Source organism: Rhodococcus sp. MSC1_016, from assembly GCF_023667485.2.
Lineage (GTDB): Bacteria > Actinomycetota > Actinomycetes > Mycobacteriales > Mycobacteriaceae > Rhodococcus_F > Rhodococcus_F oxybenzonivorans.
Genome location: NZ_JAMOZI020000001.1, coordinates 2192387 through 2214304, shown reverse-complemented (window position 1 = coordinate 2214304; position 21918 = coordinate 2192387). Strand labels below are relative to the sequence as shown.

Genomic DNA, 21918 nt, shown 5'->3' with positions numbered 1-21918 from the left:
AGAATCAGATTCTGATTCCGCCGGTTCGGAGGGCTCCTCTAGCGAGCCGGGCGACAAACCCGGCGGCCTCCCCTCGCTTCCCTGGTGGCGATGACAGATGGACATCGCACTCAGCATTCTCGCGCTGCTCGGCTTCCTCGCCTTGACCGCAGGCACCGCACTGTTCGTCGCAGCGGAATTCTCCCTCACCGCACTCGAACGCAGCACCGTCGATTCGCAGGCCCGCGACGGTGACCGGCGTTCGAAGCAGGTCCAGCACGCCCACCGCACGCTGTCGTTCCAGTTGTCGGGCGCGCAGCTCGGCATCACGATCACCACACTCGTCACCGGCTACCTGTCGGAACCGGTCCTGGCCCGGTTCATCACCCCGGTGCTGTCCGCGGTCGGGTTCAGCGAATCCGCCGCCGCGGCAACGTCGTTGGTGATCGCCCTGGTCCTCGCCACCTCGTTCTCCATGGTGTTCGGGGAACTGGTCCCCAAGAACCTGGCCATCGCCCATCCCCTGCCCACGGCACGTGCGACGGCAGGCATGCAAGCGGCGTTTTCCCTGATCTTCAAGTGGGCGATCAACGGGCTCAACGGAACGGCCAACTGGCTGGTCCGGCGCCTCGGCATCGAGCCTGCAGAGGAATTGCGGTCGGCGCGGTCACCGCAGGAACTCGGTTCTCTGGTCCGCACCTCCGCCCAGCGCGGCGCCATCGACAAGGGAACAGCGTTGCTGGTCAACCGCTCCCTGCGATTCGGTGAACGCACCGCCGAGGAATTGATGACACCGCGGGTGAAAATCGAGTCGCTGGCCACCACCGACACTGTGGCCGATCTGATCGACACCGCCGCCCGCACCGGGTTCTCCCGATTCCCCGTCGTCGACGGCGACCTCGACGACTCCGTCGGGATCGTGCACATCAAGCATGCGTTCGCGGTGCCTGCCGGTCGTCGCCGCACCACCCGCCTCAACACCCTCGCGCAGAAGGTCCCGGTGGTGCCGTCGAGCCTCGACGGTGACGCCCTCATGGAGCGGATTCGTTCCGACGGAATGCAGGTGGCGCTGGTGGTCGACGAGTACGGCGGCACCGCGGGCATGGTCACCATGGAGGACCTGATCGAGGAAATCGTCGGTGACGTCCGCGACGAGCACGACGAACCGGAGATCGACGTCCAGCGCATCGGTGACGGCTGGTCGTGCTCCGGTCTGCTGCGTATCGACGAGGTGTCCGAGACCACCGGCTACACGGCACCGGAGGGCGAGTACGAAACCCTCGGCGGCCTGGTCCTCACCCATCTGGGCCGGATTCCGGTAGACGGCGACAAGGTGGAACTGCCCGTACCCGACACGGCGCTGTACCCCGATGGCCGGTGGATCGCGACGGTGACCCACATGGACGGACGGCGTATCGACCGGGTGCTGCTCACACCGGTTCCCGTGGAGACGGACGAGGAGGAGGCCGACGATGAGTGATCTTTTCGGGATGCTGCTCACCTTCGTGCTGCTCGCCGGCAACGCGTTTTTCGTCGGCGCCGAATTCGCCCTCATTTCCGCCCGCCGTGACCGCCTCGAGGCGCTCGAAGCGCAAGGAAAGAAACGTGCCCGGACGGTGATCCTGGCCGGCGAGAACCTGTCGCTGATGCTGGCGGCCGCCCAGCTCGGTATCACGATCTGCTCCATCCTGCTCGGCAAGGTCGCCGAACCGGCGATCGCGCACCTGCTCGAAGTGCCGCTCCATGCCGTCGGCCTGCCCGACGGATTGCTGCATCCGGTGGCGTTCACCGTCGCCCTCGCACTCGTCGTGGTGCTGCACATCCTGCTCGGGGAGATGGTGCCGAAGAACATCGCTCTCGCGGGACCTGAACGGTCCGCGATGCTGCTGGTGCCCGTGCATTTGATGTTCATCACTTTGGCCCGGCCGCTGATTTCCTTCTACAACCTGTGCGCCAACGCCACGCTGAGGTTGATGCGCGTCGAACCCAAGGACGAACTCGACGTCACCGTCTCGGCCGTGGAGTTGTCGGAAATGATCGGCGAGTCCCGCTCGGAGGGACTGATCGACGCGGAGGAGCACCGCCGGCTCACCCAGGCGCTCGAAACGACCGACCGCACGGTCAGCGAGGTGATGATTCCTCTCGACAAGGTCCGCACAGTGCCGCTGTCGGCGGGCGGCACCCGCCTCGGCGCCATCGAGGAAGCGGTGATCGAAACCGGGTACTCCCGCTACCCGGTCCGCGCCGACGACGGTTCCCTGTTCGGGTATTTGCACCTCAAGGACGTCCTCGACGACATCCTCGACGAGGACGCCGGCCCGGACACCGTGATCCCCCGCTCCGATATTCGTCCGCTGCCGCGCATGGCGACCACCACACCGCTCGCCGAGGCACTCGCGGGTCTGCGCCGGGCCAGTTCCCACCTCGGTGCGGCCGCGGACCCGTCGGGCCGGATCGTCGGGATCGTCGCACTCGAAGACCTCGTCGAGGAGTACGTGGGCACCGTGCGTGACGGCACCCACCGGGTGAACGGGATGAACCCGGGGCAGCGGACGAGTTGACCGTGCGGCCCCCCGACAACACGGTCACCGGAGGCCCGCTCGCGGTGCTGGCGTCCGGTGACTGGACGGCTCGACGGACCCGCCACCGCGATCGGGTGGCACGAATCGTCGAGCCGTATCAGGAACGCAAGGCGGCCGGAATCAGCCATCCGGTGCACGACTTCCTCTTCACTTACTACAGCTTGCGCCCCAACCAGCTGCGTCGATGGCACCCGGGTTACGGGACGGCGCTCACCGGTCCCGGGTCCGACGACTACCTCCGCTACACCGGCTACCGGTCGCAAACCGTCGACGGAGATTCTGTTGTCACCGTCGACCCCGCGGTGCTCGAGCATCGCCGAAGCACCGTCGAATTCGTGGCCGGTCTTCTCGAGGCCACGCAAGCCCGGACTCCACGCCTGAACTGCTTCGGCCTGCACGAATGGGCGATGGTGTACCGGGGCGGCGCCGAGGCGATCCGCCACCAGAGGGTGCCGCTGCGCCTCGGGTTCGACGGCACCGACGCGGTGGTCGAATCGATGCCTTTGCGCTGCACTCACTACGACGCGTTCCGGTTCTTCACCCCTGCGGCGGCGCCCCGCAACGAGTCCGCACTCGACCGGGACGGCCAGATCCGCCGCGAACAACCCGGCTGCCTGCACGCGGGCATGGATCTGTACAAGTGGGCGTACAAACTTGGGCCGCTCGTCGACTCGGACCTGGTGATGGACTGTTTCGAGCATGCACTCGCCGCACGCGAACTCGACATGCAGGCCAGCCCGTACGACTTGTCCGAGTACGGATACGCCCCTGTGCCCATCGAGACTCCCTCCGGGCGTGCAGAATACGTGCGACGGCAGCAGCACCTCGCGCAACGGGCCGCCCCGCTGCGCGCCGGCCTGCTCGAGCGGTGCCGTCAACTGCTGTCGTAGAGTTCGCCGTTCGAGGCTGAGGGGGTTCGGTGACGGGGTTTCGACGACTGCTGGCCGAGTACGAGCGCAATGTCGGCGTGCAGCCCGCCTCCCACCGCATCGAGTGCCCCGACTCGGGCGCCTTCCTCGCCGCTCGGCTTCCCGTCTTCGATTTGGCGGCGGGGTCGCTCGCGGCGGTCGCCACCGCCGTCGACAGGTTCCGGGTGTCCTGCGGGTGGGGTCCGCGGTCGTGGCGGCTCGACCCCGAGCGGATCGCAGCAGCATTCTCCAGCGACCGGCTGTTGCGGGTGGCGGGGGCACCGGTGTCCGGGTTCGCTGAGCTGTCCGGCTTCTTTGCTGTCTCCGACGGTTGGGTGCGTACCCACGCCAACTATCCGCACCACCGCCGCCGGCTTCTCGGGGCGATCGACCTCGCCGAGGATGCCGGCCGGGAGGCGGTGGCCGGCCGGCTCCGCGAATTCACCCCGGCCGAGGTCGAGGAACGGGCGTTCGCCGCGCAGGCCGTGGCGTCGGCCGTCCGCACGCAGGAAGAGTGGGCGGCCACCCCGCAGGGCGCGGCCGCGGCAGCGGGAGACCTGGTCCCCACCGTCGTTCATCCCGGTCATTCGCCGGGGTCGCGGCGGTCCGGGCAGGCCTCCGCGACGACACCCTTGAGCGGGATCACGGTTCTCGATCTGACCCGGGTAATCGCCGGCCCCGTCGCCACTCGCACGCTGGCGCTCCTGGGCGCCGAAGTCCTGCGCATCGACCCGCCGTTTCTCCCCGAAATCGCCGTACAGCATCTCGACACCGGGCAGGGTAAACGGTCGACGCTGCTCGATGTGACGTCGGTGGCGGGTCGCAGGCGGTGGGAGGAGCTTCTGGCCGACGCAGATGTGGTTGTCACCGGCTACCGTCCGGGCGCCCTCGACACCCTCCTCGATCGCGCACCCGCACGGGTGGTGCGGGGCAGGGTGAGTGCGTGGGGCCGCACCGGACCCTGGGCGGGTAGGCGGGGCTTCGACAGCATCGTCCAGGCCGCATCGGGTATCTCGCTCGTCGAGGGTGGGCACGCCCCCGGCGCGCTGCCCGCGCAGGCTCTCGATCACGCCAGCGGATACCTGCTCGCCGCCGGCATCGTCGACGCGCTGACCGCGCACCGATCCGACGGCTGCGGCCGGACCGTCGACGTCTCCCTCGCGCGCACTGGTGCGTGGTTGCTGAGTGCACCCGGCCGGTCCGCCGACCCGCCGGCCGCCGCCGTTCCCGGACCGAACTGCGTAGTGTCCCACGGAACTTCGGTTACCAGCCGCCCGGCACTGGCCGAGTACGACGACTACCCTTTCCCTGCCCGCCCGTGGGGCGAGGATCCAGCGGTGTGGGCAGCAACCACCTGACCGGTCCCGTGGAGACAGACCACGGTCCACGCGCACGGTCCTCGCCGTGCACTATGGACGCGTGAAGACACATCACTACTCCCTGGCTGTCACCTGGACGGGCAACCACCGCCCCACCGTCCGCGTCGCCGGATGAGCGGCCCCACGCAGCGCCTGATCGTCGACGTCGACACCGGCATCGACGATTCGCTGGCCCTTCTGTATCTGCTGGCCAGCCCGGAAGCGGAGATCCTCGGGATCGCCAGCACCGCCGGGAACGTGCCCGTCGAGCAGGTCGCAGCCAACAATCTGAACTGGCTCGGGCTGTGCCGGGCACCCGACATCGAGGTGGCCCTCGGTGCGCGGGTGCCGCTCGACTGCGCGTTGCGGACCACCGAGGACACGCACGGGCCGCAGGGCATCGGGTACGCCGTCCTCCCCGACTCCGGCCGGTCCCTGTCGGAGCGGGACGCGACCACGATGTGGGTCGAACTCGTCCGCGAGCATCCCGGTGAGGTCACCGGACTCGTCACCGGACCGCTGACCAATCTGGCGCTGGCGATCCGCGCGGAACCCGAACTTCCCCGACTGCTGCACCGACTGGTGGTGATGGGCGGCGCCTACAACCATCCGGGCAACACCACCCCCACCACCGAATGGAACGTCTCCGTCGACCCCGAGGCCGCCAAGGAGGTGTTCGACGCGTTCTCCGGGCTCCCGGAGGGACGGCGTCCCATCCTCTGCGGGCTCGACATCACCGAGACCATCGAAATGACACCGGACCATGTTCGCCGTCTCGCCGAAGCGGCGGGAAGTGTTCCCGCCGAAGTGATCTCACCGGAGGATGCACCGCACATTCGGTCACGCACCAGCAACCAGGTGATCCGTCATTTGTCGGACGCCATCCGGTTCTACATGGATTTTCACCGCAGCCACAACCAGGGCTTCATCGCACACATGCACGACCCGTTCGCTGCGGCGGTGGCGTTGAACCCGGATCTCGCCCGGACACGTCCGGCCACCGTCGACGTCGAACTCCAAGGAACGCTCACCAGGGGCACCACCGTCGCCGACTGGGTCGGCCACTGGAACCGGGAACCCAACGCCGACATCGCGGTGAGCACCGACCCCGCCACGTTCTTCGACGACCTCGTCGACCGGGTCGGCCGCTACGCGAAATCGGTCGGCTGACACCGACGGCCGCGTCTTCCCGACTCGCGACATCTCTGCCGCCAGAAAAGGGGGTGCGCGCCGGCCCGCGGGCGCGCAGACTGGTAACAGGAGGTCATCATGCGCTTACTCAATGGCCTGCTCGGCGTGGTGACGGGGATTCTCACGGCCCTGCTCGGCACAGTACTGGGAATCCTCGCGGCCGTAGTGTGGCTCGTCGGTGGGGTGCTCTGTGTGACGGTCATTCTGTTGCCGCTCGGAATCCCCGTTCTGAAGCTCGGCCGTCGACTGTTCACTCTTGCCGGGCAGCTGATGCATCTTCCCTGAGCGACCGCCGCCGCGACGCGGTGATTCTGCGACCGATGACGCCCTGACGAGGCGCGAAAAGGTACGCCAGGGCGAACGCTGCACCCTGGGACAGCACGACCATGCCGCCGCTGGCAGTGTCGAGGTGATAGCTCAGGTACAGCCCTGTGACGGCGCAGACCGCCGAGATCGCGGGTGCGATGATCAGCATGCGGTGAAAGCTGTCGGTGAGCAGGTAGGCCGTGGATCCGGGGATGATGAGCATGGCCACCACCAGAATCACACCCACCGCTTGCAGGGCCACCACAGCGGTGAGCGCGAGTAATCCCAGGAGCGCGGCCCCCAGCAGCCGGGGATTGAGACCGATGGCGTGGGCGTGGGTGCGGTCGAAGGCGTAGAGCGTGAAGTCGCGGCGTTTGACGATCAGAGCGATGAAGACGACGGCCCCGAGGATCGCGATCTGGATGAGATCGGAGCGGCTGACGCCCAGCAGGTTGCCGAAGATGATGTGGTTGAGGTCGGTTTGGCTCGGAGTTACCGAAACCAGGACCAGGCCGAGGGCGAACAAGGTGGAGAACACGATTCCGATCGCGGCGTCTTCCTTGACACGACTGGTGTCGCGGACCACCCCAATCAGTGCCACGGCAAGGAATCCGAAGATCACTGCGCCGAGGGCGAAGGGGGCGCCGACGATGTAGGCGAGGACGACGCCGGGCAGGACGGCGTGCGAGACGGCATCGCCCATCAGCGACCACCCGATCAGCACCAGCCAGCACGACAACACCGCGCACACCACCGACGCGATCAGGGTGGTGATCAGTGCGCGGACCATGAAGTCGTAACGCAGTGGGTCGACGAAGAAGTCGATCACGTTCATGGGGTGTCAGGTCCTTGTCATCACGTCGAGGCCGAAGGCCGACGCCAGGTTCGCCGGTTGCAGGACGAGCGTCGGGTCGCCGTGCGCGAGCACCGTGCGCATCAGCAGGATCGCCTCGTCCGCCAGCGCCGGCAGCGCGTGTAGGTCATGGGTGGAGACGAGGATGGCCGCACCTGCACCGGCGAGTTCCCGCAGCAACGTGGTGATGGTGGCTTCGGAGCGTTTGTCGACCCCGGCGAACGGTTCGTCCAACAGCAGGATCGTTGCCTCTTGGGCGATTCCCCGGGCCACGAAAGTGCGTTTCTTCTGGCCGCCGGACAATTGCCCGATCTGCCGGTCCGCCAAGTCGGTGAGTTCCACGCGTTCGAGGGCGTGGTCGACGGCCGAACGATCAGCCTTCCCGGGCCGCCGGGTCAGGCCCATGCGACCGTAGCGGCCGGTCATCACCACGTCTCGCACGGACAGTGGAAAGGCCCAGTCCACCTCCTCGCTCTGCGGAACATACCCCAGGACACCGGTTTTGCGCGCGGTGGCCGGGGCCTGGCCGTTGATGCGGACCGTGCCGGTATCGGGTTTGACCGTTCCCATGATCGTTTTGAACAGTGTGGATTTGCCGGAGCCGTTCATCCCGACCAGCCCGCACACCCGTCCTGCCTGCAGGGAGAGGGAGACCCGGTCGAGGGCGAGAACGTCACCGTAGTGGACGGTGACGTCCTGCACCTCGACGGCCGGCTGGGGAGTCACGGCCGTTGTCCGTTCAAAGCGGACGTGAGGGTCTCGGCGTCGTGCCGGATCAAATCAAGGTAGGTCGGCACGGGTCCGTCCTGCTCCGACAGCGAATCGACGTAGAGGGTTCCGCCGAAAGCGGCGTCGGTGGCTTCCACCACGCGTTGCATCGGCGCATCCGACACCGTCGACTCACAGAACACCGCGGGTACCCGGTTCTGCTTGACGAACTCGATCGTCGACGCGATCTGCTGGGGGGTGGCCTGCTGTTCGGCATTGACCGGCCAGATGTACTTCTCGGTCAACCCCGCATCCCGCGCAAGATACGAGAACGCTCCTTCGCACGTGACCAGCGCCCGTTCATTGACCGGCAACGCGCTCAACTCGGCGACCAATTCGTCCTGCACCTGCTGCAGTCGGGCCTTGTAGGCATCACCGTTGGTGCGATAGTCGCTCGCGTGTTCGGGATCGAGGTCGCTGAACGCGGTGACCATGTTGTCGACGTAGATCTGCACATTCAGGGGTGACATCCACGCGTGCGGATTCGGTTTGCCCGCGTAGGCATCTTCGCCGATGCCGATCGGCTCGACCCCGTCGCTGACGACCACATGCTCGACCTCCAGTCCCTCGACGAATTGGGCGAACCAGGCCTCCAGATTCATCCCGTTGTCGAGGATCAGGTCGGCCTCGGCCGCCTTCCTGATATCGCCCGGTGTCGGCTCGTAACCGTGAATTTCCGTGCCCGCTTTGGTGAGCGACTCCACCGTCAGGTGCTCCCCGCCGACGTTCTCCGCGATGTCGGCGAGAACAGTGAAGGTGGTCAGCACCACCGGTTTGCCGTCGGCGGGCCCGGCCGCACCCTCGGCGCACCCGGACAGCATCAGCGTCGCGGCGAGAGCTGTCAGTATCGCCGCGACCGTGGTTGCCCGTCGCCGCCTGCCCACCCCGAGGTCCGTTGTTTTCACAGTCGAATCATAATGTTCGGTCTTCCGAAACTACAAGTGTGGGTCATCCCGCCGCGGTAGGTACGCGGCTGAGCGCCGATCGTCACTGCGCCGAGCCGCGCACCGTGAGCGGTCCCGAGGTGTTGCACCTGACGTAGCGTGAGGTTCTACGGTGGCCTGCATGACCGCGAACGACCCGGAAACATCAGCTATCACGCAGGAACAGATCATTGCGGTGGCTCTCGAACTGCCTGGGGTCACGGTGGTGACGGCCAGTGAAGAGGGCGGCGCTCCGCCGAGTTCCTGGGGAGACACCTTCCTCTCATACAACCCTGATGGCGACCCGCCGGCGGAGCAGCGTTTCCCGTTCGCCACCATCGTGACGAACGACGTCGAGGGGTGGGACACCTCCTCGAACGTGAGCCGGCAGGGCGTATTTCGTCTCAATGTCTCGGTCGGCCGGGACCGCTTCCGCGAACTACTCGGCTTCTCACCGGCCGAACAGGCGCAGCGCAGCAGCGGCATCAACTACAGCGCACTGGACCGACTGCTCCCCCACCCGAACTACGCAGCCCAATCGTGGGTATCGATCCTGAACCCGGGAGTGGCGACGGCGCACTCCGTGCCGGGGTTACTTGCCCTCGCGCACGGACGAGCGAGGGCGCGACACTTCCGGCGAAGCGCACGATGAACGCCGTCTTCCCTCCGAGTTCGCGCACGCCCCGCTGCGACGGTGCATGATCGCGAGATGGACGGGTACACAGTCGGGCAACTGGCGGCGCTGTCGGGCATTTCCGTCCGTACCCTCCATCATTACGACAGCATCGGCCTGCTGAAGCCGCACGGGCGCAGTGCGGCCAACCACCGCGTGTACTCCCCCGACGACGTGCAGCGTTTGCGGCACATACTCTTCTATCGAGAGCTGGAGTTCGGGCTCGACGAGATCGCCGACATGCTGGCCGAGCCCTACGCCCGCGTCGACGATCACCTCCGCCGACAGCACCGCCTCCTGCGGCAGCGTCAGGCACGCACGGACGAATTGCTCGACGCCATCGAGAAGGAAATGCGCGCTCGCCACATGGGGGTGGCACTGTCCCCGGAAGAGCAGCTCGCCATTTTCAGCACCGACAGTTTCGGTGAACGACTACGCGAGGCCGAGCAGCGGTGGGCCGAGTCGAATCAGAACCAGGACCTACCGCGGCGAACCGCCGCCTATACCAAGGACGACTGGGTGGCGATCAAGGCAGACGCCGATGCCAACATCCAGGAATTCGTCGACGCGATAGCCGCGGGTGAGCCGGCCACCGGCGCAGTCGCGATGCAGGCGGCCGAAAACCACCGTGCCCACATCGCACGGTGGTTCTTCGACTGCACCCACCGACAGCACCGGGACGTGGCTGCTCTCTACCTCGCCGACCCGGCGGCGGCCGCGCACTGGAACGAGATGGCACCCGGGTTCGCGCAATACGTTCACGACGCGATAGTGGCGAACGCCGACCGCGCCGGCTGACGACCCGACGACCACAGGACTTCTCGGTTGCTCAGGAACCGTTGACCAGTAGGTCGAGGATCCACACCAACCACGGAATCCCACCTTCGATCGGCAACTCCCACATCGTCGACACCCCCTGCTCGCATCCACTGTCCGGACGTCGCCATTGTGCACGACTACGCGACATGTGCCCGCCAAAGCGCTCACAACCCGACTCGAACCGGCGTGTCGACGCACCGGAGGAGTTCGGCGGTCAGCCGGCGGCAGCGCCGAACCACTGGGGCAACTGACTGAGCAGCTCCTGCTGATCATCACCTACCCATGCCACGTGGCCGTCCGGCCGCAGCAGCACGGCGGGCACGTCGAGTTCCTCGCTGACATCGACGACGTGGTCGACCCGGTCGGCCCAGTCGGCCACCGAGAGCCGGCCCGTCTGGTCGAGCAGGAGTCCGCGGCCACCATGCATGAGCGCGTAGAGGCGCCCCCGCGTCAGCTGAATGTCCCGCAACCGCCGGCCGAGCAGTGGGTGCCCCTCCCCGAAGTCGTAGCGAACCCCGATCGCAGTGACCTTCTCGGTCAGGTACCGGTTCACGTCGTCGATGTCCATCAGTTCCGACAGCAACCGGCGCACGGCCCGCGGACCCGGCTCGGTGGACATCAGTTCCGACTGCACGCGGGTGTTGTTCAGCACGTCGGCGGCTACCGGGTGCCGTTCGCTGTGGTAGCTGTCCAGCAGCCCCTGCGGGGCCCAGCCGCCCACCTCGGCGGCCAGCTTCCAGCCCAGATTGAACGCGTCCTGGACGCCGAGGTTGAGACCCTGCCCGCCCAGCGGCGGGTGGACGTGCGCCGCGTCGCCGGCCAGCAGTACCCGGCCGACCCGATAGCGGTCGGCCAGCCGGGTGGCATCACCGAAGCGGGACAGCCACCGCGGTGAATGCACACCGAAGTCGGTGCCGGCGAACACGCGGAGCTGTTGCTTGAATTCCTCGAGGGTCGGCGGGACCGACCGGTCTTCGGCCACACCCGCGGCGGGCACGACGACGCGGTACACCCCGTCCCCGGTGGGACCGGCGCCGAAATTCTTGTGGGTCTTGCGGACCTCGCTGATCACGGCGTCCAGTGTCTCGGGCGGAGCGGTCACCTCCATTTCGCCCAGCAGCGACTCGACCCTCGTAGGTTCGCCGGGGAAGCCGACCCCGAGCAGCTTGCGCACCGTGCTGCGGCCGCCGTCGCAGCCGACGAGGTAGCGCGAGCGCAGCTGCGTGCCGTCGGCCAGCTCGATGGTCACCCCGTGGTCGTCCTGGCTCAACCTGACCAGTTCGCTGCCGCGGCGGATCGGGGTGCCGAGTTCCGTGGCGTGCTCGGTCAGCAGGCGTTCGGTGACGGGCTGCGGAATGCCCAGGACATACGGATGTGCGGTGTCGAGCCGGTCGGGTTGCGGCTTGGTGATGCCGGCGAAAAAGCCGCTGAGCGGATACTGCTTGCCGTGCGCGAGAAACCGTTCCAGCAGACCGCGCTGATCCATCACCTCGATGCTGCGCACGTGCAGGCCGAGCGACCGAACATGCCTGGTCGGCTCCTCGTCCTTCTCCAGCACGAGCGCGTGTACGCCCTGCAGCCGTAACTCGCAGGCCAGCATCAACCCGGTCGGTCCGCCCCCGGCAATGATGACGTCGAACATGACACTCCCCCCATTTCGCCACAGTGGTTTTCGAAGCCGGCCGCTCCGCTCGCGCACACGAGAGCGCACTTCGCAATTTCCGCAGGTTGCGGCTTCCGCAGGTTGCGGCTTCGACCGGAGATTCTGCAGCACTACCCGGGTCTTGCCGCAAGGCCCCCTGTGCGTTATATGTTGGAAGTGGCAAGGAGTGAACGACTCCTTGCCGTTCTCATGTGTACAGCCGGTGCGGATGCCGGACGTCGAGTCAGGTCATACGTCGGCGAGAAGCATGGTCACGAAACTGCGGGTGCTCGCCGTCTGGGGTCGTCCGGCGACCTGGACGAGTGAAATGGTGCGTTCGACCGTCGGCTGGAGCGGTATGTGGACGAGACCGGCGAACGAGATCATGGGAAGCACGAGTTCGGGTACCGCAGTGACACCGAGCCCGGCCGCCGCCAATCCCGCTACCGCGCCGATGTTCTGCGCCTGCATGACAGGTCCGAGTTCGATGCGTGCGTCCTCGACGGCCCGGCGGACGGGCGCCGCGATGCTGCTCTCGGGTCCGAACGCGATGAACGGCTGTCCGGCGAGATCCGACCACCGGAGTACTTGCCGATCGGCGAACGGATGTGTCGGCGCGACGGCGCAATAGAAGGAGTCGCTCGTCAGAACGTCCTGTTGCAGGCCGGGCAGAATTCCCGAGGTGGTGACCAGGGCGAGGTCGACCGTGCCCGAGTACACGGCGTCGAGAACCTCCTGACGTAGTCCGTCCCGGATCTGGAGGCGCACGTCGGGGTGCTGCTCGCGGAAGCTCACCACGTACGGAGGAAGGAACGTGGCCGCGAGCGAGGGCAGGCATGCCACCGTCACGATTCCGCGGTCACCGGTGACGAATCGTTCGATCTGCGTGAGCCCGTCGTCGAAGTCGTGGAGCATCCGCCGGGCGTGTTCGATGATCTCGTGCCCGTGCGTGGTCAGCTCGACACGGCGCGTGGTGCGTTCGAACAGTGTGATGTCGAGCCTGCGCTCGGCTTCGGCGACCGAGCGGCTCAGCGAGGACTGAGACACGTCGAGTGCGGAGGCCGCCGAGGTGAAGCTCGCGTAGTCGGCGATGGCGACGATGCTCCTCAGGTGAGAAATCCCGAGATTGATGCTCATGCGCATCAGTATGGCCGGTATTCAGGGCCTATTCATGATTTCCACTCATCAATAGATCAGGTATTGATATTTGACGCGCAAATGTGAGGGGCGCGACACTGAGACTCCATTTCGAAGGAGGTCACATGGTTGCCGCGCTCGGGTTCGCCACGATCGCTTGTTTCCTGGCGCTGGCGTTCAGCCGCCGGGTCTCGGTGCTGGTCGCACTGATCCTCGTTCCCGTCGCGTTCGCGATCGTGGGCGGATGGGCGCCCGACCTCGGGGAGATGGTGGGCGACGGTCTGCTGAAGGTCGCGCCCCTCGCCATCATGATCGCCTTCGCGGTCCTGTATTTCAGTCTGATGGTCGACGTGGGACTGTTCGACCCGGCGATCCGCCGGATCGTCCGCTGGGCGGGTGGCAATCCCACCAAGATCGCCGTCGGAACCGCGGTGCTGACCCTGCTCGTCGCGCTCGACGGCGACGGAACCTCGACCTTCCTGATCACCATCTCGGCGTTGCTGCCCATCTACCAGAAACTCGGCATGCGCCCGGTCGTCCTTACCGGCATCGTCTGCCTGGCTGCGGGACTGATGAACATGATTCCGTGGGGCGGCCCGACCGTCCGTGCGATGGCCGCACTCGACCTGACCAGCGCCGACATTTTCACGCCGGTCCTGCCCGCGATGGGCGCCGGGATTCTGTGGGTCCTGTTCGCCGCCTACATGATCGGCCGCACGGAACGTAAACGGCTCGGTGTCACCGAACTGGCGTTTCCCGGTGGCGGTGGTCCCGGCACGCCGCATATCGCCGATGCGCCGGTCCGTACCGGGCGCCAACGGGCGGTGATGGCGTTCAATACCGTGCTCACCCTCGTGCTGATAGTGATCCTGCTGTTCCAGCTCGTGCCGCTGGAGGTGGCATTCGCCATCGCATTCGCACTCGCGCTCGCCGTCAACCGCCCGAAGTGGGACGACCAGCAGGCCCTGTTCGCCAAGCACGGCGGCAACGTCACCATGGTGGTGGCGATGATCCTCGCGGCAGGCGTGCTCACCGGAATCCTCAACGGGACCGGGATGATCACCGCGATGGCGCAGACCTTCGTCTCCTGGATTCCGCAGTCCGCCGGTTCCCTGATCCCCGTCATCACCGCCGTCACGTCGATGCCGCTCAGCCTGGTCTTCACCCCGGACGCCTACTACTTCGGTGTCGTGCCGGTGCTCGCGGAAACCACCGCATCATTTGGAGGCGACCCCGCGGAGATCGGCCGCGCCGCCATCCTCGGCCAGATGACCACCGGATTCCCGCTTAGCCCGTTGACCGCCGCGACGTTCATCCTGATCGGACTGAGCAAGGTGGACCTCGGCAAGCACCAGCGGTTCATCTTCGGCTGGGCCTTCGGGACCACGATCGTGATGACCGTTGTAGCGCTACTCACCGGCGCCATCTCGCTGTAATCGTCCGCGCCGCCACACACCACACGTCGAACAAGCAAAAGGATTTTGAGACCGTGACACCATCGAGCACCCGCGGCAGCGCCTCGCGGAGCGTGCGACTCGGCGCCGGATCCGGGTTCTCCGGGGATCGCATCGACCCCGCCGAGAAACTCGCCCGGCACGCCGACCTCGACTACCTGATCTTCGAATGCCTCGGCGAACGCACCGTCGCCGCCGGAAACGCCCGCCGACTCGAGAACCCGGACGAAGGATACGATCCGCTCCTCGCCGCACGCATGCGCGCGGTTCTCCCGCACACGCTCGCGTCCGGAACCACGGTGATCACCAATGCCGGTGCCGCGAACCCTCTCGCCGCGGCCGAATTGGTCTCCGGCATCGCGTCCCGGTCCACCGACCGGCAGGTGCGCGTTGCTGCCATCACGGGCGACGCGGTGCTCGAGCAAGTGCTGCGCCACGACCCCGTCGTGTGGGAAACCGGGAAACGCCTGTCGGAGCACGACGAGGAACTCGTCTCCGCGAACGCGTACATCGGCGCGGAGGCCGTGATCCCCGCGCTCGAACTGGACGCCGACGTCGTCGTCACCGGGCGTCTGGCCGACCCCTCCCTCTACGTCGCCCCACTCGCCCACCACTTCGGATGGGACCTGGCCGACCACGAAACCATCGGCGCCGCAACCGCGATCGGGCATCTGCTCGAATGCGCCGGACAACTCACGGGCGGATACTACGCGGACCCCGTCACCAAACCGGTGAAGGGAATGGCCGATCTCGGCTTCCCGTTTGCCGACGTCCTCGCCGACGGATCGGCCACATTCGGCAAACTCGACGGATCCGGCGGGATACTCACCGAACGAACCTGCGCCGAGCAACTCCTGTACGAGGTGGGAGATCCCACGTCGTACCTCACCCCGGACGTCACCGCGGACTTCGGCAACGTGTCGTTCACCAGCGTCGGACCCGACCGGGTCGCCATCACCGGTGCAACGGGGCGCCCCCGCCCACAGCAGCTGAAGGTCACCCTCGGATTCCGTGGCGGCTGGCTCGGTGAGGGGCAGATCAGTTACGCGGGACCACGCGCCTACCCCCGTGCCCAGCTCGCCGCGGACATCGTCACCGAACGTCTCGTCGAGGTACACGGTTTCGCCGAGGGCGCCGTCTCCGTCGAATACATCGGCGCCGGTGCCGCTTTCCGCGGACTCGACACGGACACCGCTGCCCACGAAGTGCGCGTGCGGGTCGCCGCCCGCGCACGCACCCGGGACGAAGCCGACCTCGTCGGCTGGGAGGTGGAAAGCCTGTACACCAACGGACCGGCCGGCGGAGGCGGTGCGCGGCGCTCGTCGACCGAGGTGCTCGCGATCCGCTCGTGCACCCTCCCCCGCGACCTCGTGTCCACCCGGGTGCATCTCACGGAGGTTTCGACATGACCACGCCCGCAACTGTTCAGAAGATCGACACCCTCGCAGACGTCCGCGCCGGCGACAAGGGAGACACGCTCATCCTCGCCGTGCTGGCCAGGGACCGGGCCGCCTATCAGCTTCTCACGCAGAGACTGACGGAGGACGTCGTCGCCGCCCACTACGGTGAGCTGGTCACTGGACCGGCCCGGCGCACCTGCCAGCCGAACCTGATGGCGATGGTGTTCGAGTTGCCCGGCGTCCTCGGCGGCGGGGTCACGGGCTCACCCGCACTCGACGGACACGGCAAGACGCTGGGCTACCACCTGCTGAGCCTCGAAATCTGACGGGCTACACGGGATTCCGGTCCCGCGACGCCGACAGGGTGACGGCGAGCGCCCGCCGATCGAGTTTGCCGCGCGGGGTGCGCGGCAAGCTGTCGACCGCGAGTACCTGAACCGGCATGCTCGGGCTGGGTAACGTGGCGCGCAGATGCCGCCAGATCTCGCTGGAACTCGGCCCGCGGCCGTCGACCACGATCGCGGCGGCCGGTGCCTCGCCCATCCGGCTGTCGGGCACTCCGATGCACGCAGCCTCCGAGATCCCGGGAAGCGCGGTCAACGCCGCCTCGATCGCCGCGGGTTCCACATTGAGTCCCGCCCGGATCACCGTGTCGCTGTCGCGGCCGAACAACTGCAGGCTGTTGCCTGTCACGCGGCCGCGGTCCCCCACGGTCATCCACCCGTCGGCGGGGCCGTTCAGCACGCCGTCCTCGGTGAGGTAGCCGTCGAACAGCATGTCGCTGCGCACGTGAACGAGGCCCTCGCGAATTTCGGCGTCGACGCCGTCGAACAGTTCGCCTGCCGCATGCTCGTCGGCGGCGCCGAGACCCCGGTCGAAGGATACGAAGCTCAGTTCGGAGGCGCCGTAGAAGTGCACGAGCGATGCGTTGGGCAGCACCTCCTGCAATGCCTGACGCCCGGTGCGCGGCCACCGGGCCGCCGAGGACAGCACCTCGCGGACGCTGCCGACCGGACCGATCCCCGACCGCACCACATCCCACGCGATGGTGGGTACCGAGTACAGATGTGTCGCCGCGTCGCGCAGCGAGTGCGTGACCGGGCGCAGATCCACCGTCGCCCCGCGGGTGAGGCCGTGCAGCGCGCCGTACAGGAAATGGGTGTGGTCGAGGACTCCGGGCACCGCCACACGATCCCCGCGACCGATGTCGAAGGTCGCGTCCGAGCGGTCGAGGGTGGTGGCCCACGATCGCTGGTTGCGCACGAACAGTTTCGGCTCACCGGTGGTGCCGGACGTGATGCCGACCAGCAGTTCGGTGTCGGGACGCGCCCGGTCCGCGGCGCCGTCGGATTCGAGGCTCTCCGCCGTCTCGACGGTCCCGTCGAATCCCAGTCTCCGCAACCTGGCGTGCTGCTGCGACGCGGCCACCACGGCACCGGGTTTCGCGAGCTCGAGCACCCGCGTCAACTGCGCGGGCAGGAGGTGGCGGTGCAGCAGCACGACGCTGACTCCCGCGTGCATCGCCGCCGTCACCGCGACCAGCGACCCCACATCCGACGTCGGCAGCACCGCCACCCGGTTCATGCCGTCGAGCCCGGCGGCGGTGCGCGTGACCCGCGACCAGAACCGGCCGTAGTCGACGATCTCGCGTGCGGACACGACCGCTGTCGTCTCCGGGTTCTCGGCGGCCCGTCGAGCGACACGCTCGGCGAGCAGTTCAGTCATCGTCCACTCCCCGTGCGACGAGGGCGTCGCCCATCGCATCCGCGGTCCGGAGTGCACGCACCAGAACCGGTGTGGCCAGCGCCGTCATCGACCATTGCAACCCGCGTGCCTTCCGCGCCTGCGCCACCTCCTGCACGATCCCCGTCAGCAGCGGGATACACCGGATTGCCAACGCGAGCAGAAGCCCGATCCGGTCCGGGTCGACCCCGAACCTCCGCAACGGCCCGAGTGCGCGCGACACCGTGTCGAGCATGTCGGTGACCCGGGTGGTGAGCGTGACCAACGCGGCGAGCGCCACCGAGATCAACAGCACCCCGCACACGACGACCGCCCGCGCGGGCGACGTGATCAGCACCTGAAAGATGGCGATGATCACCAACATCCACACCACCGGACGCAACTGCGCCACGGCGACCCGCCACGGAATGGAGGCCACCGCGAACAGCAGGCCCACCACCAGGACGACGACACCGACCTCGAGCGGGGTGCGCACGAACACGGTGGCCGCGACGATCGACGCGATCAACAGCAGCAGTTTCAGCCCTGCGGGCATCTTGTGCAGGAGTGAGTCGCCCGGGCGGTACAGGCCGATCATTCGACCAACTGCCGGTACGCGGGAACGGCGTCGTCCGGACTGCCGTCGAACGCGACGAGACCGTCGTCGATGACGATGACGCGTTCGAAGCTCTCCAGCAACGCCAGTTGGTGGGTCACGACGATCACCTGCTGGTCCATCGAATCGAGTGCTTCGGAGACGACGCGCGCGTTCCGCAGATCCAGCAGCGTCGTCGGCTCGTCGGCGATGACCACCTCGGGCCTGCGGATGAGGACGGCACCGATGGCGAGCAGCTGCTTCTGGCCCCCGGACAGCAGGTGCGCCGGGTGGTCGGCGTGCTGGTCGAGCCGGAACCGCACCAGGATCTCCTCGACACGACCGGCGATCTCCTGTTTGCTCAGACCGGAGCGGCGCAGCGAGAACGCCAGGTCCTCGGACACCGTGGGCATGACGATCTGGGTGTCGGGGTCGGTGAACACGAACCCGACCTTGCGTCGCACCTGCGCGCCCTTTCTGGCGGCGTCGACACCGTCGACCGTGACGGTGCCGGAGGTGGGCTTCAGCAATCCGTTGATCATCCGCGCCAGCGTCGACTTGCCGGAACCGTTGGATCCGATGATGCCGACCCGGCGCTCGGAGAAACGCAGGTCGACGCCGCGTAGCACCGGACGGTCCCCGAAGGCGTGGGTCACCGAATCGAAGACGATCTCACTCACGACACACGCTCCACGAGCATCGCGATGCCCTGTCCGCCGCCGATGGCGCAGGCCGCGAGCCCGAGCGCGGGTCCGCCCTCGCGCAGCATCTGACTTGCCAAGCGCACCAACAAGATCGCACCCGACGCGCCCCACGGATGTCCCATGGCGATGGCGCCGCCCTGAGGGCAGATCACCGACTCGTCCAGGCCGAGTTCGTCCGACACCGCCAGCACCACCGACGCGAAGGCTTCGGTGATCTCGACGACGCCCAGATCCGCCACGTCGTATCCGGTTCTCTTCAGGAGTTTGCGGATCGCGGGAACCGGTCCGAGGCCGGGGAGCGCCGGGTCCGATCCCGCGACGGCGGAGCCGAGGATTCGCAGCGCAGGCAGTCCGGCGGCCAGCGACTCCGTCGTCACCGCCAGCACGGCGGCACCGTCCGAGATGCCGCAGGAGTTGCCCGCCGTGGCCGTTCCGCCGGCACCGAAACTGGGGCGCAGCCGCGCGAGCCTGGTCTCGGTCATGCCTGCGCGAATGCGCTGGTCCCGCACGATGTCACCGATCGGCACGATTTCCGACGAGAAGTCGGCGGCGGCCGCGAGCGTGTGCGACCGCGCCGCGTACGCGTCCTGCCGTTCACGGCTGATGCCGCGCACCCGCGCGAGATCGTCGGCGGCCGCTCCCATGTCGGGGTCGGGAAAGCCTTGCGGCGCAAAGGGAGCGCGGGTGTACCGCACCGGATCGGCGCCCACCACCGGCGGCCAGAACCGCCACGGCGCCGTGCTTGCCGATTCGACTCCTCCCGCCAGGATCAGCTCGTCGGCGCCGCTGCGCACACGGAGCGCTGCCTGCATCACCGCGTCGAGGCCGGAACCGCACTGCCGGTCGACGGTAACTCCGGGAACTTCCACACCCATCCCCGCCTGCAGCGCCGCGACCCGCGCCGGGTCACCGCCCGGTCCGAGGCAGTTGCCGAGGACGACATCGTCGGCCTCGGCATCGATGCCCGACTCCCGTAGCGATGTCAGAACCTCGCGCAGCACGGGGGCGGCCAGATCAGTGGTGGTCAGATCGGCGAACCCGTGCCCGGCATTGCCGATCGGCGTCCGACGCGGCGCCACCAGAACAGGGTCAGAGCTCATGCCAGCCAGTCTCTCACTCGGCCTCGGGCGACTTTGCCACTGGCGGTCCTCGGCATCGACTCGATCGGCACCCAGCGGCGGGGCAGCGCTTCCTTCGTCAGCGTGCGGCGCGCGCGGGAACGGATCTCCCCGATCTCCGCAGTGCCGTCGAGTTCTACCACGGCGGTGACGGTCTCGCCGAGCACCGAATGCGGCGATCCAACGACGGCGGCCGCGGCGACACCGTCGAGCGTCTCGAGGATGCGCTCGACATCCTCGGCGACCACCGTGGTGCCGCCGACGTTGATCGCGGATTCTCCCCGGCCGCGCACTGTCAGCTCACCGTTGTCGCCGAGTTCGGCCAGGTCACCGACGCCGAACCACTCCGGGACTCCGATCACGCTGTACGGCGACCGGATGTAGAGCAGACCGTCGCGGATGTCGGCGTCGACGCCGTCCAGCAGCCGGAGCGGTTCGGGCACCCGGCGCGCCGCAACAAGGGACAGTTCCGCGGCGCCGTAGTACTCGACGATGTCGATGCCGTCCGCCACCGCGCGGGCGCCGTCGTCCAGGGCGGTGCCGGCGACGATCGCCGTGCGGAGTTTGGGCGCCTTCCCGACCACGTCCCGCAGGACGGCGGGAACGGCGTGCACCACCGTCGCCCGGGATGGGTCGTCGGTGACGCACGCACCTCGCCAGAGTGCGTGCACTGCGCCGAACAGGTGCATCGTGGCGTGCAACGGGCCGGTGATCAGCACATGGTCGGTCGCGTCGATGCCGGTGATCGCCGTGAATGCCGGGAAGCTGTCGAACCAGGAGGCCGCGGTGCGCGCGAGCGGACGCGGCCTGCCGGTGGAGCCGGACGTCGCGACCAGCAGAAAAGCGGACGGTGGAATCACCAAGCGGTCCGGACGCGCCGTGGGGTCCTCGACGATCACCGCACTCCCCTGCCGCGCCGCCGCGCACACGCAAATCAGCGCATCCGGGACCGGGAGCGTCGACGCGTCATAGGCAGGCGTACCCGGGCCGTGCTCGAGGATCCATCGGTCGATGGCACGGTCGAGTTCGGCGTAGGTGTAGGTGCGGTCTTCGAAGTCGAGAGCTGGCTGATCGCCGGAGCCGCCGAGCTCGAAACTCACGTACGGATGAGGCCGGGGTACGCGCGATGCACGCTCTTGGCGACCACGGTCGCGACGACGACCTTGAGCAGGTCACCGGGGATGAACGCGAAGTTCGTGGTAATCGCGGCGCCGACACCCAGATCGGTGCGGAGCAGAAGTCCGACGGTGCCGAAGACGTAGATGACGACGATCCCACCGAGAGCATTGATTAGAAGGCCGAGCGCGATCGGATACTTCGGGAGGATCCGGGCGGTGAGCAGGCCGATGACCAGCGTCGCGGGAATCCAGCCGACGAGGTATCCGGCGCTGGGGCCCGCGAGTGCGGTCAGTCCGGTGCGGCCACCGGACAGCAGGGGCAGACCGATCAGGGTCAGTGCGATGAAGACCGCGACCGCGGCTGTGCCCTTGCGCGCGCCGAGCACCGCGCCGGCGAGGATGACACCGAGTGTCTGCAGTGTGATCGGCACTCCGCTGAAGCCGACCGTGATGGCGCCGGGCAGTCCCAGTGCCGCGATCAGCGCGGCGAACACCGCGATCTGCGCCATGTCGCGCGCTGAAATACCCACCCTCGACACCCGAGTACTTCCGACATCCGTCATGACGACTCCTCCAGCTGAACTTGAACGACGTTCAAGGTAGCAGGTCGACGCGGAGAACGATGCGGCCGGCTCCCCCGACCCGGATGCGGCGTCGCCCGGCGCATG

General features: G+C 67.6%; 23 protein-coding genes. 11 read left to right on the top strand and 12 right to left on the bottom strand.

Going from position 1 to position 21918, the window contains the following annotated elements:
- Positions 1 to 97 precede the first annotated feature (97 nt).
- The 6 genes from L1080_RS10340 (at position 98) to L1080_RS10315 (ending at position 6303) form a co-directional block, all read left to right on the top strand.
- Positions 98 to 1459: a hemolysin family protein gene (locus L1080_RS10340; protein WP_159922496.1), complete on the top strand. Its 1362-nt coding sequence runs from the start codon at positions 98 to 100 to the stop codon at positions 1457 to 1459.
- Entirely contained in the window at positions 1452 to 2540 is a 1089-nt protein-coding gene (locus tag L1080_RS10335) for a hemolysin family protein (protein WP_109330098.1), read from the top strand. The genes L1080_RS10340 and L1080_RS10335 overlap by 8 nt, the downstream gene beginning before the upstream one ends.
- A gap of 2 nt (positions 2541 to 2542) precedes the next feature.
- Positions 2543 to 3451: a 3-methyladenine DNA glycosylase gene (locus tag L1080_RS10330; RefSeq protein WP_250773200.1), complete on the top strand. Its 909-nt coding sequence runs from the start codon at positions 2543 to 2545 to the stop codon at positions 3449 to 3451.
- Between the two features lie 77 nt (positions 3452 to 3528).
- A complete protein-coding gene (locus tag L1080_RS10325; protein ID WP_250773478.1) occupies positions 3529 to 4827 on the top strand; it encodes a CoA transferase in 1299 nt (432 codons plus the stop codon).
- A gap of 132 nt (positions 4828 to 4959) precedes the next feature.
- On the top strand, positions 4960 to 5997 hold the full coding sequence (locus tag L1080_RS10320; protein WP_250773202.1) for a nucleoside hydrolase: 1038 nt from the start codon (positions 4960 to 4962) through the stop codon (positions 5995 to 5997).
- A 99-nt stretch (positions 5998 to 6096) separates the two neighbouring features.
- Positions 6097 to 6303 (top strand): hypothetical protein, encoded by a 207-nt coding sequence (locus tag L1080_RS10315; RefSeq protein ID WP_109330106.1) that lies wholly within the window; start codon positions 6097 to 6099, stop codon positions 6301 to 6303.
- Here L1080_RS10315 and L1080_RS10310 read toward each other — a convergent pair.
- From L1080_RS10310 to L1080_RS10300, 3 genes are read right to left on the bottom strand one after another with little or no spacing between them, the layout of a single operon-like run.
- Positions 6269 to 7159 carry a metal ABC transporter permease gene (locus L1080_RS10310; RefSeq protein ID WP_250773204.1) on the bottom strand — a complete coding sequence of 297 codons (891 nt, stop codon included), beginning with the start codon at positions 7157 to 7159 and terminating at the stop codon, positions 6269 to 6271. The genes L1080_RS10315 and L1080_RS10310 overlap by 35 nt on opposite strands.
- A gap of 6 nt (positions 7160 to 7165) precedes the next feature.
- Entirely contained in the window at positions 7166 to 7903 is a 738-nt protein-coding gene (locus tag L1080_RS10305) for a metal ABC transporter ATP-binding protein (protein ID WP_159922503.1), read from the bottom strand.
- Positions 7900 to 8766, bottom strand: a complete 867-nt coding sequence (locus L1080_RS10300) for a metal ABC transporter substrate-binding protein (RefSeq protein WP_250773480.1) — start codon at positions 8764 to 8766, stop codon at positions 7900 to 7902. Before L1080_RS10300 ends, L1080_RS10305 begins: the two co-directional genes overlap by 4 nt.
- A 244-nt stretch (positions 8767 to 9010) precedes the next feature.
- Here L1080_RS10300 and L1080_RS10295 point away from each other — a divergent pair, with 244 nt between their 5' ends.
- On the top strand, positions 9011 to 9520 hold the full coding sequence (locus L1080_RS10295; protein ID WP_250773206.1) for a DUF6194 family protein: 510 nt from the start codon (positions 9011 to 9013) through the stop codon (positions 9518 to 9520).
- Positions 9521 to 9577: 57 nt separating this feature from the next.
- On the top strand, positions 9578 to 10339 hold the full coding sequence (locus L1080_RS10290) for a MerR family transcriptional regulator (protein WP_250773216.1): 762 nt from the start codon (positions 9578 to 9580) through the stop codon (positions 10337 to 10339).
- Positions 10340 to 10370: 31 nt separating this feature from the next.
- Here the strand turns inward: L1080_RS10290 and L1080_RS10285 are convergent, their stop codons facing one another.
- The 3 genes from L1080_RS10285 to L1080_RS10275 form a co-directional block, all read right to left on the bottom strand.
- Positions 10371 to 10508: a hypothetical protein gene (locus L1080_RS10285; protein ID WP_201453384.1), complete on the bottom strand. Its 138-nt coding sequence runs from the start codon at positions 10506 to 10508 to the stop codon at positions 10371 to 10373.
- A 66-nt stretch (positions 10509 to 10574) separates the two neighbouring features.
- Positions 10575 to 12002: a rifampin monooxygenase gene (gene rox, locus L1080_RS10280; protein ID WP_250773218.1), complete on the bottom strand. Its 1428-nt coding sequence runs from the start codon at positions 12000 to 12002 to the stop codon at positions 10575 to 10577.
- Between the two features lie 249 nt (positions 12003 to 12251).
- A complete protein-coding gene (locus tag L1080_RS10275) occupies positions 12252 to 13145 on the bottom strand; it encodes a LysR family transcriptional regulator (RefSeq protein ID WP_308202171.1) in 894 nt (297 codons plus the stop codon).
- Positions 13146 to 13264: 119 nt separating this feature from the next.
- Here L1080_RS10275 and L1080_RS10270 point away from each other — a divergent pair, with 119 nt between their 5' ends.
- The 3 genes from L1080_RS10270 to L1080_RS10260 are packed head-to-tail and all read left to right on the top strand — an operon-like array spanning position 13265 to position 16319.
- Positions 13265 to 14575, top strand: coding sequence for a CitMHS family transporter (locus L1080_RS10270; RefSeq protein ID WP_250773223.1), 1311 nt, complete (start codon positions 13265 to 13267; stop codon positions 14573 to 14575).
- Between the two features lie 53 nt (positions 14576 to 14628).
- Positions 14629 to 16002: an acyclic terpene utilization AtuA family protein gene (locus L1080_RS10265; protein WP_250773225.1), complete on the top strand. Its 1374-nt coding sequence runs from the start codon at positions 14629 to 14631 to the stop codon at positions 16000 to 16002.
- Positions 15999 to 16319, top strand: a complete 321-nt coding sequence (locus L1080_RS10260) for an AtuA-related protein (protein WP_250773227.1) — start codon at positions 15999 to 16001, stop codon at positions 16317 to 16319. Before L1080_RS10265 ends, L1080_RS10260 begins: the two co-directional genes overlap by 4 nt.
- A 4-nt stretch (positions 16320 to 16323) precedes the next feature.
- On the opposite strand, the gene L1080_RS10255 is transcribed toward L1080_RS10260, so the two are convergent.
- Genes L1080_RS10255 through L1080_RS10230 form a run of 6 tightly spaced genes read right to left on the bottom strand, consistent with a single transcriptional unit; the run spans position 16324 to position 21813 of the window.
- Positions 16324 to 17718 carry an AMP-binding protein gene (locus tag L1080_RS10255; RefSeq protein WP_250773229.1) on the bottom strand — a complete coding sequence of 465 codons (1395 nt, stop codon included), beginning with the start codon at positions 17716 to 17718 and terminating at the stop codon, positions 16324 to 16326.
- Positions 17711 to 18313 carry an energy-coupling factor transporter transmembrane component T family protein gene (locus L1080_RS10250; RefSeq protein WP_159922521.1) on the bottom strand — a complete coding sequence of 201 codons (603 nt, stop codon included), beginning with the start codon at positions 18311 to 18313 and terminating at the stop codon, positions 17711 to 17713. The genes L1080_RS10255 and L1080_RS10250 overlap by 8 nt, the downstream gene beginning before the upstream one ends.
- The gene (locus L1080_RS10245) at positions 18310 to 18990 is read right to left on the bottom strand and encodes an energy-coupling factor ABC transporter ATP-binding protein (protein WP_208961530.1); all 681 of its coding nucleotides are present in this window, start codon (positions 18988 to 18990) and stop codon (positions 18310 to 18312) included. Before L1080_RS10245 ends, L1080_RS10250 begins: the two co-directional genes overlap by 4 nt.
- A complete protein-coding gene (locus L1080_RS10240; RefSeq protein ID WP_250773231.1) occupies positions 18987 to 20114 on the bottom strand; it encodes a thiolase family protein in 1128 nt (375 codons plus the stop codon). The genes L1080_RS10245 and L1080_RS10240 overlap by 4 nt, the downstream gene beginning before the upstream one ends.
- Positions 20111 to 21232 (bottom strand): class I adenylate-forming enzyme family protein, encoded by a 1122-nt coding sequence (locus L1080_RS10235; protein WP_250773233.1) that lies wholly within the window; start codon positions 21230 to 21232, stop codon positions 20111 to 20113. Before L1080_RS10235 ends, L1080_RS10240 begins: the two co-directional genes overlap by 4 nt.
- The gene (locus L1080_RS10230) at positions 21229 to 21813 is read right to left on the bottom strand and encodes a biotin transporter BioY (RefSeq protein WP_250773235.1); all 585 of its coding nucleotides are present in this window, start codon (positions 21811 to 21813) and stop codon (positions 21229 to 21231) included. Before L1080_RS10230 ends, L1080_RS10235 begins: the two co-directional genes overlap by 4 nt.
- Positions 21814 to 21918: the final 105 nt, after the last annotated feature.